The sequence below is a fragment of the Janthinobacterium sp. CG_23.3 genome (assembly GCF_046115965.1).
Taxonomy (GTDB): Bacteria; Pseudomonadota; Gammaproteobacteria; order Burkholderiales; family Burkholderiaceae_D; genus Janthinobacterium.
The window spans coordinates 54236-66802 of record NZ_JBJXIB010000010.1 but is presented as its reverse complement, the minus strand read 5'-3'; the positions used below and the strand labels follow the sequence as shown (position 1 = coordinate 66802).

General features: G+C 68.5%; 11 protein-coding genes. 7 read left to right on the top strand and 4 right to left on the bottom strand.

Translation table 11 applies throughout. The annotated features are described in order from the left end of the window. Positions 1-1398: diguanylate cyclase domain-containing protein (locus ACFDR9_RS05030; protein WP_409030259.1), on the bottom strand; the 1398-nt coding region annotated here is incomplete at its 3' end. Between the two features lie 208 nt (positions 1399-1606). Between ACFDR9_RS05030 and ACFDR9_RS05025 the strand changes: the two genes are divergently transcribed. Together ACFDR9_RS05025 and ACFDR9_RS05020 are read left to right on the top strand one after the other, a co-directional pair. Next, entirely contained in the window at positions 1607-3424 is a 1818-nt protein-coding gene (locus ACFDR9_RS05025; RefSeq protein ID WP_198291978.1) for an ATP-binding protein, read from the top strand. Positions 3425-3613: 189 nt separating this feature from the next. Beyond that, on the top strand, positions 3614-4294 hold the full coding sequence (locus ACFDR9_RS05020) for a ribonuclease T2 family protein (RefSeq protein WP_157406426.1): 681 nt from the start codon (positions 3614-3616) through the stop codon (positions 4292-4294). 92 nt (positions 4295-4386) lie between these two features. Here the strand turns inward: ACFDR9_RS05020 and ACFDR9_RS05015 are convergent, their stop codons facing one another. After that, positions 4387-4794 carry a hypothetical protein gene (locus ACFDR9_RS05015; protein ID WP_035787524.1) on the bottom strand — a complete coding sequence of 136 codons (408 nt, stop codon included), beginning with the start codon at positions 4792-4794 and terminating at the stop codon, positions 4387-4389. Positions 4795-4993: 199 nt separating this feature from the next. Between ACFDR9_RS05015 and ACFDR9_RS05010 the strand changes: the two genes are divergently transcribed. The 3 genes from ACFDR9_RS05010 (at position 4994) to ACFDR9_RS05000 (ending at position 7313) form a co-directional block, all read left to right on the top strand. Continuing rightward, positions 4994-5491, top strand: a complete 498-nt coding sequence (locus ACFDR9_RS05010) for a VOC family protein (RefSeq protein WP_017874997.1) — start codon at positions 4994-4996, stop codon at positions 5489-5491. Positions 5492-5531: 40 nt separating this feature from the next. Beyond that, a complete protein-coding gene (locus ACFDR9_RS05005; RefSeq protein ID WP_017874998.1) occupies positions 5532-6563 on the top strand; it encodes an RNA methyltransferase in 1032 nt (343 codons plus the stop codon). A 165-nt stretch (positions 6564-6728) separates the two neighbouring features. Beyond that, positions 6729-7313: a GNAT family N-acetyltransferase gene (locus ACFDR9_RS05000; protein WP_409030258.1), complete on the top strand. Its 585-nt coding sequence runs from the start codon at positions 6729-6731 to the stop codon at positions 7311-7313. 34 nt (positions 7314-7347) lie between these two features. Here the strand turns inward: ACFDR9_RS05000 and ACFDR9_RS04995 are convergent, their stop codons facing one another. Continuing rightward, complete coding sequence (locus tag ACFDR9_RS04995; protein WP_017875000.1) at positions 7348-8673, bottom strand: PLP-dependent aminotransferase family protein; 1326 nt, start codon at positions 8671-8673, stop codon at positions 7348-7350. An 82-nt stretch (positions 8674-8755) separates the two neighbouring features. Between ACFDR9_RS04995 and ACFDR9_RS04990 the strand changes: the two genes are divergently transcribed. Next, positions 8756-9385 (top strand): LysE family translocator, encoded by a 630-nt coding sequence (locus ACFDR9_RS04990; RefSeq protein WP_017875001.1) that lies wholly within the window; start codon positions 8756-8758, stop codon positions 9383-9385. 87 nt (positions 9386-9472) lie between these two features. Continuing rightward, positions 9473-10321 (top strand): aldo/keto reductase, encoded by an 849-nt coding sequence (locus ACFDR9_RS04985; RefSeq protein WP_026132468.1) that lies wholly within the window; start codon positions 9473-9475, stop codon positions 10319-10321. A gap of 106 nt (positions 10322-10427) precedes the next feature. Here ACFDR9_RS04985 and ACFDR9_RS04980 read toward each other — a convergent pair whose 3' ends face one another. Beyond that, complete coding sequence (locus ACFDR9_RS04980; protein WP_017875003.1) at positions 10428-12515, bottom strand: prolyl oligopeptidase family protein; 2088 nt, start codon at positions 12513-12515, stop codon at positions 10428-10430. Positions 12516-12567 lie beyond the last annotated feature (52 nt).

Sequence of the window (12567 nt, the reverse complement as noted above, 5' to 3'; positions counted from 1 at the left end):
TGGGTGTTCTCTTCTCTCCCTCCCCCCCCCCCCCCCCCCCCCCCCCCCCCCCCCCCCCCCCCCCCCCCCCCCCCCCCCCCCCCCTGCGCCGCGCCAGCGCGCGGCCTGGGCGCAGGCGGCGGCGATGCTCCAATCGTCGAGCCGGTCGAGCAGCGCCAGGTCGGGCACCTCGGCCTGCCAGTCGGGCGCGGCGAGCAGGCCCAGGCGCGGGTGGCGCCAGTGCAGTTGCGCCTCGACCGCCACCACGGCGCCGCTGGCGATGTCGACGGTGGGCTGGTAGTACAGCTCCAGCTGGTCGCCGTCGAGCGCCGCGCGCAGTTCCCGGCGCCATTGCTCGCGCTCGATTTCGCGCTCGTTGAAGGCCTCGTGGAAGAAGCTGATGCCGCCGCGCTGCAACTGCTTGGCGTGGTACATCGCCAGGTCGGCGTTCTTCATCAGCAGTTGCGCCGAGGCGCCGTCCTGCGGGTACAGGCCGATGCCGATGCTGCTCGAGGTGCGGATCTGGTGCCGGCCGATGGCGTAGGGGCGGGCGTGCGCCTGGGCGATCTTCTTGGCCACCCGGGCCGCGTTGGCGGCGGCCGACTTGCCCTCGACGAGCACGACGAATTCGTCGCCGCCCAGGCGCGCGACGACGTCCGAGACGCGCACCGCCGCCGTCAGCCGCGCCGCCACCTGGCGCAGCAGCTCGTCGCCGGCCTCGTGGCCGTAGCTGTCGTTGACGCCCTTGAACTTGTCGAGGTCGAGGAACAGCAGCGCGAACTCGCCGCCCTGGCGGTCGGCCAGCGTGACGGCGTGTTCGAGCTGCTGGATCAGCGAGCGCCGGTTCACCAGCCCGGTCAGCGGGTCGCGGATTGACAGCTCGCAGGCGCGCTGCTCGGCCAGCTTGCGCTCGGCCACTTCGAGTTCGAGTTCGGCGTTGATGCGCTCCAGGTCTTGCAGGCGCTGCACCCGCAAGTCCTGGTTCAGCTTGGCCAACTGCGCCGATTTGGCTTGCAGCAGGATGTTTTTCTTGGCCATCTCGACGAACACCGCGACCTTGGTCTGCAACACCTGCGCGATGATCGGCGTTAACAGGTAGTCGGCGGCGCCGCTCTGGTAGGCGCGCAGCCGGTCGATTTCATCGGCGTAGTGGGCGGTGATGAAGATGATCGGCACGGCGTCCGAACGCGGGTGCGAATGGATCGCCTCGGCCGTCTCGAAGCCGTCCATGCCGGGCATGCCGACGTCGAGCAGGATCACGGCGAAGTCGTGGCGCAGCACCTGGCGCAGCGCCTCCTTGCCGGAGCCGGCGCTGAACAGTTCGTATTCGAGCCGCGTGGCCGCGTCCGTCAACAGGCTTTCGAGGGCGAACAGGCTGGCCGGGTCGTCATTGACGAGAAGGACTTTGGGGATCAACACGTTTGATGCGGCGCCTATGGTGGGGTGGGGCGGGCTACAAAAACAGCAGCCTAAAAGATACTCTTGTACCCGCAGGTGTCAAGACCTAATTGCGCGCCGGTGCGGGCGCCGTTCTACCTTATAATAAGGCGAACGCCTGGGCGCCCGAGCAGGCCGCGCAGCCGCAAGCTGGCGGCGCCCGCACTATTTGTCGTCTTCGGGAGGCCGGGTGGGTACAACGAGCATCAATGTGCGCGAGGCGGCGATCGACCACGATGTCTTGCACAAATGGCAGGAGCTGCTCGACCTGCTGACCCGGATTGTGCAGATCCCCGCCGCGCTGATCATGCGCGTGGAGCCGGCGTCGATCAAGGTGTGCGTGTCGAGCCGTTCGGACGGCAACCCCTACGAAGAAGACGAGGCGGCGCCGCTGGGCAGCGGCCTGTACTGCGAAACGGTGCTGGCCACGCGCGCCCACCTGATCGTCCCCGACGCGCTGGCCGATCCGCGCTGGCGCGACAACCCCGACGTCAAGCTGGGCATGGTGTCCTATATGGGCCTGCCGTTGACCTGGCCGGACCAGCACCTGTTCGGCACCATTTGCGTGCTGGACGGGCGCGAAAACCCCTACAGCCCGGTGTTCTTGCAATTGTTGCAACAATTTCGCGGCATCGTCGAGCGCGACCTGCAAATGATCGACGCCGCCCATCTGCGCGCGCGCGAGGACGCGGCGGTGCGCGCCGACGAGGCCGAACGGGTGCGCCGCGAGCTCCAGCTGCTGCGCGGCGGCGAGCAGCAGGCGCTGGAGTTGCTGCGCGAGAGCGAGCGGCGCTGGCATTTCGCCCTCGAGGGCGCCGGCGACGGCGTGTGGGACTGGGACATCGGCGCCGGCTCGATGTTCTATTCGGCGCGCTGCCTGGAGCTGCTCGGCTTCGCCGGCGCCGACGGCCGCGTCCCGTTCAGCGACTGGCGCGGCCACGTCCATCCGGACGACCTGGCGGCGCTGACCGAGGCCATCGAGGCGCACCTCGAAGGGGGCGGCGGCCAGTTCACCAACGAACACCGCTTCAAGGTCGGCGACGACTGGAAATGGCTGCTCATCCGCGGCATGGTGGTCGGGCGCGACGGCGCCGGCCAGGCCTTGCGCATGATCGGCACGTATTCCGACGTCACCGCGCGCAAGCAGGCCGAGTTCGAACTGCTCACGCTCAACAACCGGCTCGAGGAGCGCGTTGCCGCCCGCACCGCCGAGTTGCAGCAGGCCATGAAGCAAATCATGCTCACCGAGAAGATGGCCTCGCTGGGGCGCCTGGTGGCCGGCGTCGCGCACGAGTTGAACACGCCGTTGGGCAACATCGTGCTGTCCTCGTCGACGCTGAAGGAAGCCATCGACGGCGTCGACCGGCTCGCCGCCGGCAAGCGGCTGACCTTCGCGGCGCTGCAGGAATTCCTCGGCCACGGCAAGACGGCCTGCGAACTGATCGAGCGCAACGGCTTGCACGCCGGCGAGTTGATCATGAGCTTCAAGCAGGTCGCCGTCGACCAGGCCAGCCAGCAGCGCCGCCTGTTCGACCTGCGCAAGACGGTGCAGGACATGGCCGCGGCGCTGGGGCCGATTACGCGGCGCGCGCGCGTCACGCTGGAGGTGCGGATCCCGGCCGGCATCGGCATGGACAGCTACCCCGGCTCGATGGACCAGATCATCACCAACCTGGTGACCAACTCGATCAACCACGGCTTCGAGGGGCGCGACGGCGGCCGCATTACCATCAGCGCCAGCGCCCGGCACGACCGGGTCGAACTGGTCTACCGGGACGACGGCCGCGGCATCGAGAAAGCCTTGCAGGGCAAGGTGTTCGAACCCTTTTACACCACCAAGATGGGGCAGGGCGGTTCCGGCCTGGGCCTGTCGATCGTGCACAACATCGTGCAGGCGATCTTCAAGGGCAGCGTGCGCCTTGAGAGCGAACCCGGCCATGGGGTATGCTTCGTCTTTTCGCTGCCGCGCCGGCTGGCCGACGCCGCGCCGGGCCATGCCAACGGCTAGGACGCGAATAAAGTTCAAACGGACTGGCATGGTGGGCTCATTGGTTAGTGTCACTGCCGTGTTCTCGCGCGGGTTCGTATCAACCCGCTGCCTTTCGCGCAATCATTATATTATATACATGTTGCGGTGTGGATATTTTGATGGACGCCAGCCGCGTCCAATCCGTGGTACCAATCTTGGGAGTGTGGAGTGAAAACAAGTCAAACGATTCTTTTCGCGGCCTTGCTGGCGCTGGCGTGCGGCGCGCAGGCGGAGCGGCGCCAGCAGCGCGGCGGCGGACACGAGCAAGCCGGCGTGGCCGGCCAGTTCGACTATTACACGGTGGCGCTGAGCTGGTCGCCGTCCTATTGCGCCACGCGCCAGGACGCCAACCAGTGCGCCAGCGGACGCCAGCTGGGCTTCGTGCTGCACGGGCTGTGGCCGCAGTACGTCAACGGTTATCCGCAGAACTGCTCGACGGCGCCGCTGCCGGCCGACGTTCGGCAAAAATACGCGGCGATCTACCCGTCGCCCGGCCTGGCCGGGCACGAATGGTCGAAGCACGGCACCTGTTCCGGTTTGGCGCCGGCCGCCTACTTCGACTTGTCGCGCGAACTGAAGGAGCGGATCACCATCCCGCCGGCCTTCCAGCGTCCGGCCACGCCGGTGCGCACCAGCAGCGCCGAGTTGGTCCGGGCGTTCAAGGCGGCCAACCCGGCCATGCCGGCCGATTCGCTGCTGCCGTTTTGCGGTGATGGCGGGCGCTTCCTGCGCGAGGTGCGGGCCTGCTTCGACAAGGGCGGCCGCGCGCAAAGCTGCGGCGCGCAGGAAGTCAAGCGTTCCAACAAAGCCTGCGGGCTAGCCAGCTTCCTGTTGCCAAGCGTCAGGTAAGGCTCAGGCGCGCGGTTGTCGATGTTCGCAGTCCGGGTTGGCCCATCGGGCGCAACCCGACAACGTTGGCCCGCGGCGGCGCCGTTTCCCGCTTACTCCCCGCCCAGCAAATCGCGTTCGTTCAGCAGCGCGTAGACGATCTCGGGATTGCGCTCCAGGCACTTACGCACCGCCGCCGGAATCGCCTGCCGGGTCTTGCGGCACAGGCCGGGGCGCTCGGCCAGCGCGACGCTGATGCCGCGCACGGTGCGCACCCCGCGCTCGCTCGGCGTGATATTCAGCGCGACGCCGAGCAGCGCCTGCATGCGCTCGCCAATCTTGCGCAAATCGGCGTAGCTGGAAATGGCGTCGATGCGCTCGATGAGTTTTTTCTCTTCCTCGCGGGTCAGCCTGAGTATGCGCGTGTCGCCGGCGGGGTCGAGCAGCAGTTCCTCGCGCGCGCACACGCAGGCCCCGGGCGGGCATTCCTTGCGAATGGGGAAGGTCGGCGCTTCTGGCATAGGGGCCACGCTTGCATGGGGTTGCTGCCGGGCGGCGCCACGGCATCGATACCTCAGTATCGTTTGCCGCCGCGGCACTGTCAACCTGCACCAGCGGCGCGCCTGACGGCGGCCAAGCCGGGTAGTCTGGCGTTGGCAATTTCGCTACGCCGCGGCCGCCGCGCCGCGGTCCCCGCCATTCTTTCATTGGAGACACACCGTGCAAAGCGCTCAAAAAATCACCCCCTGCCTGTGGTTCGACGACCAGGCCGAAGAGGCCGCCAATTTCTACACCGGCATTTTTCCGCATTCCAAGATCACCGCGATCTCGCGCTACGGCGAAGCCGGCCGGGAAGTCCACGGCAAGGCGCCCGGCAGCGTGATGGTGGCCGCCTTCGAGCTGGACGGCCAGGCCTTCACCGCCCTCAACGGCGGCCCGGTGTTCAAGTTCAACGAAGCCGTGTCGTTTCAAATTAGTTGCGAAACCCAAATGGAAACCGACCATTATTGGCGGCGCCTGTCCGAAGGCGGCGACGAAGCGGCGCAGCAGTGCGGCTGGCTCAAGGATAAATATGGCGTCTCCTGGCAAGTGGTGCCGCGCGTGCTCATCGAGATGCTCGGCGACGCCGACCAGGCCAAGGCGCGGCGCGCCATGGCGGCCATGATGCAAATGAAAAAAATCGATATCGAGCAACTACGACGCGCGTTCGCCGGTTAGCGTTTAAAATCACGCCCACACTACCGCTACCGCCCGCCCCATGCACATTGAAACGATACGCCAGCGCCTGCGCGCGCTGGGCGCCAAGCCACTGCACGAACAACGCGTGCTGCGCGACTGGGTGCTGGCCCAGCCGCACGACCAGGGCCGGCGCCGCCCCAACGACTTCCTGCCGCGGGGCGTGCGCGAGGCGCTGCCGGCGCTGGACGCCGAGCTGCACGGCCTGGCGCGCCTGCTCAGTTCGCACCCGGCGGAGGACGGCTCGGCGCGGCTGCTGGTCGGCCTGGCCGACGGCCAGACGGTGGAAAGCGTGCTGTTGCCGCGCGACGGCCTGTGCGTGTCGAGCCAGATCGGCTGCGCGGTCGGCTGCCAGTTCTGCATGACCGGCCGCGACGGCCTGATCCGCCAGCTCAGCAGCGCCGAAATCATCGCCCAGGTGGTGCTGGGGCGCCGCCAGCGCCCCGTCAAGAAGGTGGTGTTCATGGGCATGGGCGAACCGGCGCACAACCTCGACAACGTGATGGAGGCGATCGACTTGCTGGGTACCGAGGGCAACATCGGCCACAAGAACCTGGTCTTCTCGACGGTTGGCGACGCCCGCGTGTTCCAGCGCCTGCCGCGGGGCGCGGTCAAGCCGGCGCTGGCCTTGTCGCTGCACACCACCAAGCCGGCCCTGCGCGAAAAGCTGCTGCCGCGGGCGCCGCGCCTGACGCCGCGCGAACTGGTCGAACTGGGCCAGGAATACGCCCGCGCCACCGCCTACCCGGTGCAGTACCAGTGGACGCTGCTGGAGGGCGTCAACGACGGCGAGGACGAAATGGACGGCATCGTCGAATTGCTCAAGGGGCAGTACGCGGTGCTCAACATGATTCCCTACAATACCGTCGCCGACCTTGACTTCAAGCGCCCGAGCTGGGAGCGGGCGCGGGCGATCGCGGCGGCGTTGCGCCAGCGCGGCGTGCTGACCAAGCTGCGCGACTCGGCCGGGCAGGAAGTCGACGGCGGCTGCGGCCAGTTGCGCGCGCGCGCCATGGCGGGCGCGCCGCGCGGCATCACAATCCACGCCGCCTGAAGCGCCACGCCACGCACCGCTGATCGCGTTGTTTTTTGGCATGTTCGCGGGTTTGGCAGCCGATGGCGGCGGATGGATTGCCCGCGCCGGGTTTATGCGGCATACTTGGATTTTCAATTCGTCAACATTGGCGGAGATTCCACGCCAGCCCATTTTCGGAGCGCCATGAAAGCTAGCATTCTTGAAGTTGCACCGTCGCTGCGGGCGGTCCCTGTGGCGGTGGCGGACGCGGCGGCGCTGGCGGCATTGGTGCAGAAGAACCACGCTTATTTGTTGTGCTATTTGCCCGCCGTCACGGCGCTGGCGTCGCCGGCCGACGCCGAGGCGTATCTGCGCCACGCCGACGCGCTCGCCGAGAGCGGGGACGTGTTGGAATGGCATATCTTTTCGCACGGCGAGTTGTGCGGGGCGGTCCGTCTGAACCACATCGAGACCGAGCACCACAAGGTATCGATCGGCTATTACATCGGCGCCGACTACCAGGGCAACGGTATTGCGACGCTGGCGGTGCGCGCCATCCTGGCGTACGGTTTCCAGGCGCTCGACGTCAACCGGGTCGAGTTGCGCTGCGTGGCGGCGAACGCGCCGAGCATCCGCCTGGCCGAGCGCCTGGGTTTTGTGCGCGAAGGCGTGCTGCGGCAGGCCGAGTTGCTCGACGGCGCGTTCTGCGACCTTTGGGTGTACGGCCTGTTGCGCGACGATTTTGTCTGGCCGGTGGCCGCGCCCGACCTCGGCGGCATTGCCGCTTAACCGACTCGCCGGCGCCTTCACGGCGCCATCGCCGCTATCCCTGCGCGGCCAGGCGCACCTGCCGCAGCGCCGCCTCCAGCGCGTCCAGCGCGACCGACCCCAGCGCCAGGCGCAGCGCGTGCGGCGCGTGGGCGCCCGCGGCGAACGGTTCGGCGGTCGTCACCATCACGCCTTGCCGCTCCAGTTGCGCGGCGACGCCGTCGGCGCGCAACTCGTCGGGCAGCGCCAGCCACAGGTAATACGAGGACGGATGCGCGGTGATGGCGCAGCCGCTCAACACGCGCCGCGCCAGGCTTTGACGGCGCCGCGCGTCGACCCGTTTCCTCTCCTCCAGCGCGTCCACTTCGCCCGCCTCGATCCACTCGCAGCCCAGCGCCACCGTCAGCGACGGCGTGCTCCAGGTCGACACGCGGATGGCGCGTTGCAGCGCCGGCATCAATGGCGCCGGCGCCGCGACGAAGCCGAAGCGCAGCCCCGAGGCGACGCTTTTCGACAGGCCGGAAACGTAGACGGTGCGCCGCGGCGCCAGCGTGAACAACGGCGCCGGCGCCGGCTCTGCCAGGAAGGCGTAGGCGCCGTCCTCGATGATCAGGAAGTCGTAGCGCTCGGCCAGCGCGGCCAGGCGGCGCCGCGCCGGCGCCGCCATCACCGAGCCGAGCGGATTGTGCAGCGTCGGCATGGCGTACAGCGCGCGCACCGGGCGGCGCCGGCACAGCGCCTCCAGCGCGTCCAGGCAGGTCGCGCCGTCGCGTTGCGGCAGCGCCTCGAGGTCGAGCCGGAAGGTCTGCGCCAGCGTTTTCATGCCGGGGTAGGTCAGCGCGTCGAGCGCCAGCACGTCGCCCGGTTTGAGCAGGCCCAGCACCACGCTCGACAGGCCCTGCTGGGCGCCGTTGACAATCAACACCTGCTCGGCCGGCACGCGGATGCCGCGGTTGCGCAGGTGTTTGGCGACGCTGGCGCGCTCGTGCGGGCGACCGCCCTGCGGCGCCGAGTGCAGCAGCGCGTCCAGGTCGCCGGCGCCGGCGAGTTTGCGCAAGCCGTCGCGCAGCAGTTCGGCCTGGCCCGGCAGCGACGGGTAGTTGAAGGTCAGGTCGACCGCGCCGCGGCGCGCCGCCTGCTGCTCCAGGCCCAGGCCGCGCGGCAGCGAGGTGTCGCGCACGAAGGTGCCGCGGCCGGTTTCGGCGGCCACCAGGCCGGCCGCCTCCAGTTCGCCGTAGACGCGCGAGGCGGTCGCCAGCGCGATGCGGTGTTGGCGCATCAGCGCGCGCAGCGTCGGCAGTTGCGTGCCGGGACGCAAGGCGCCGCTGCCGATGCGGGCGCTGAAGTCGTCGACGATGGTTTTGTAGCGGATCGCGGGCATCGTGTTTGTATCTAGGACAATTCTTTAACTGTATCAGATAATCCGGCTATGCTGGCCGCTCCCTCAACTCTGGAGCGCCGCGATGATTGCCTTTGGCACCCTGTTCATGTTCGGCGCGGCCGTGACGCTGCTGCTGTTGTCGCCCGGCCCGAATATGGCGTTCGTCCTGGCGCAGGGCGCCAGCCACGGCGCGCGCGGCGGCGTGGCGGCGGCGCTGGGCATTGGCGCCGCCGATTTGCTGCTGACGCTGTTGACGGCAAGCGGCGTTACCGCCGTCGTCGCCGCCTGGCCGCCGGCGTTCGAGCTGATCCGCTATGCCGGCGTGCTGTACCTGCTGCACCTGGCGTACCAGGCGCTGCGGCGAAGTCCGGCGCAGGCCGCCGCGGCGTGCGCGTCGATCTCGTTGGCGACGGTGTTCAGACGCGCGATGCTGAACAGCCTGTTGAACCCGAAGGCCCTGCTGTTTTTCATGGTCTTCCTGCCGCAGTTCGTCGACCTCGGGCGCGGCCCGGTGGCGCGGCAGTTGTTCGTTCTCGGTTGCGTGCTGACCCTCATCGGCACGGTGTTTCACACGCTGCTGGGCTGGATCGGCGGCGCGGCCGGACGCTATCTGGCGGGCAGGCCGACGCTGGGCCGGATGCGGCCGTATGCGCTGGCGGCGCTGATGCTGTCGCTGGCGCTGCGCCTGGTGCTGCTGCAGCGCCCGGCGTAGCTGCGACGGCGCTGGCCGGCGCGGAAAACTGTTAGGCTAGGCGTTTTGTTCATGGACATGGCTGCGCCAGCCAATGCGGAGACGAGATTGAAGACATTACTACTGCCATCCGGCCGGCCGATTGCCGCGCTGGGACAAGGCACCTGGTTCATGGGCGAAGACCCGGCCCAGAAGGAACGCGAAATTCACGCCCTGCGACTGGGCCTCGACCTCGGCATGTCGCTGATCGACACCGCCGAGATGTACGCCGACGGCGGCAGCGAGGAGGTGGTCGGGGCGGCCATCGCCGGCCGGCGCGACCAGGTGTTTTTGGTCAGCAAGGTATATCCGCACAACGCCGACCGCCACGGCGTCCGGGCCGCGTGCGAGCGCAGCTTGCGCCGGCTCGGCACCGACCACCTCGACCTGTACCTGCTGCACTGGCGCGGCGCGGTGCCGCTGCAGGAGACGCTGGAGGCGTTCGAGGCTTTGCAACGGGCCGGCAAGATACGCGATTTCGGCGTTAGCAACTTCGACACGGGCGACATGCTGGAGGCCGCCGCGTTGCCCGGCGGCGCGGCGCTCGCCAGCAACCAGGTGCTGTACAACCTGGGCCGCCGCGGTATTGAATGGGATTTGCTGCCGTGGTGCCGCCAGCACGGCGTGCCGCTGATGGCGTATTCGCCGCTGGCGTCGGAGCCGGGCGAGCAGAAGCGCCTGCTGGAAACGCCGGCGCTGAAGGCGGTCGCGGCGCGCCACGGCGCCAGCGCGGCGCAGATCGCGCTGGCGTGGTTGCTGCGCCAGGACGGCGTGATCGCCATTCCGAAGGCGGTCAATCCGGCCCATGTGCAGGACAACCGGGCGGCCTTGGATATCGTGCTGGCGGCGCAGGACCTGGCCGAGCTGGACCGGGCGTTTCCGCCGCCGCGGCGCAAGGTGCCGCTGGAAATGCGTTAGCTTGACGGCTGCCGCAGGTCGGATGCGCAGGCCGCCGAGGCGAACGCGTCATCCGACGCCGCGCCGCCGCCGACGCCAGTCGGGTTACACCCGACCTACGGGAATCCTACTGCAGTTGATTCAGCAGGAATGTGTAAGTCAGCGCCCACATTTGCGTTTGCTGGTCGTTGTTGGCCGCGCCGGCGTGGCCACCCTCCAAATTCTCCCAATACAGCACGTCGTGGCCCTGGTCGCGCATTTTCGCCACCATCTTGCGCGCGTGGCCGGGGTGGACGCGGTCGTCGCGGGTCGAGGTGGTAAACAGCGCGCGCGGATAGTTGCGACCCGCCTTCACGTTGTGGTACGGCGAGTATTTGCCGATGTAGGCCCATTGCGCCGGGTCGTCCGGGTCGCCGTATTCGTCCATCCACGAGGCGCCGGCCAGCAGCTTGCTGTAGCGCCGCATGTCGAGCAGTGGCACCTGGCACACCACGGCGTTGAACAAGTCGGGCCGCTGCACCATCACGGCGCCGACCAGCAGGCCGCCGTTGCTGCCGCCCATGATGCCGAGGTGGCGGGGACTGGAGAGCCGGCGCGCGATCAGGTCCTGCGCCACCGCGATGAAGTCGTCGTAGGCGCGCTGGCGCTGCTCCTTCAACGCCGCCTGGTGCCAGCGCGGGCCGAATTCGCCGCCGCCGCGGATGTTGGCCAGCACGTAGACGCCGCCGTTGTTCAGCCAGGCTTCGCCGGTAACGCCGCTATAGAACGGCTTCATCGACACCTCGAAGCCGCCGTAGCCGTACAGCACGGTTGGGTTCTTGCCGTCGAGCTTGGTATCCCTGGCCATGATGACGAAGTAGGGCACGCCGACGCCGTCCGCCGAGCGCGCTTCGAACTGCTGCACCGTGTAGGGCCGGGCGTCGAAGAACGCCGGCAGCGCCTTCAGACTGGCGCGCGCGTCGTCGCCGGCTTGCGCCAGGTACATCGTGGTCGGGTTGAGGAAGTCCGTCACCGTCAGGAAGTATTGGTCCGAGTCGATCGGGTCGAGCGCGCTCAGCTCCAGCGTGCCGAAGGCCGGCGCATCGACCGCGCGGCGTTGCCACCGGCCATCGATCCGGCGCAGTTCGACGATGCGGTTCCTGACGTTTTCCAGTTCGTTCAGCAGCAGCGCGCCGCGGGTGGCGGTAAGGCCGTCGAGCGACTTGGTCGGCGTCGGCGTAAACAGCTGCTCGAAGTCGCGCCCGCCCGCCAGGAAGTCGACGAAGTCGGTCGCCAGCAGCGCGCCCTGCGGATAGGTCTTGCCGCCGACCTGCCAGTCCGAGCGCAGGTCAATAATCAACTGGTCGCGCACCGTGTAGGCGTTGGCGTCGTCGGGCTTGGCGATCCGGGTCAGCGTGTCGCCGCTGCGCAGGAACAGTTCGCTGCTGTAGAAGCCGCTTTGGCGCTCGATGAACTGGCGCTCGTAGCCGGGCGTGAAGTCGCGGTAGGCGCCCACGCCGAGGTCGTCGGGCGTGGCCTCGTACAGCGTACGCGCCTGCGCCAGCGGGGTGCCGCGGCGCCATTCCTTGACCATGCGCGGGTAGCCGGAGTTGGTCAGCGAGCCGGCGCCGAAGTCGGTCGACACCAGCAGCGTGTCCAGGTCGATCCAGGACGCGCCGCCCTTGGCCTCGGCCAGCATGAAGCCGTCCTCGACGAAGGCGCGCCGCTCGATGTCGTATTCGCGCACGACGTGGGCGTCGCCGCCGCCGCGCGAGAGCGAGACCAGGCAGCGCTGGCCCAGCGGGTAGAGGCAGGACGCGCCGCCCCAGACCCAGTTTTCGCGTTCGGCCTCGGCCAGCTGGTCGAGGTCGATCACGGTTTCCCAGTCCGGCTGCGCCAGCTGGAACTGCGCCAGCGTGGTGCGGCGCCAGATGCCGCGCACATGCCCGGCGTCGCGCCAGAAATTGTAGTAGTGCGCGCCGTTCTTGCTGACGTAGGGGATGCGCTCGCTGGAATTGAGCACCGTTTTCAGGCGCGCGTGCATGGGCGCGAACTGGGCCCGGCCCTCGATTTCATGCCGGGTCGCGGCGTTGTGCCGGCGCACCCAGGCCAGCGGCTTGTCGCCGGTGACATCTTCCAGCCACTGGTAGGGGTCGGCGTCCGCGCCGGCGTGCCCGCCGCCGACGGCGGCCTGTGCCCGCGGGGCGTCGCCAGCCAGTTTTCGATATGCTCGCATTCGGATGTCTCTCATGTGTGGCCAAGCCGCGCGGAGTGGGCGACAGTAAGCA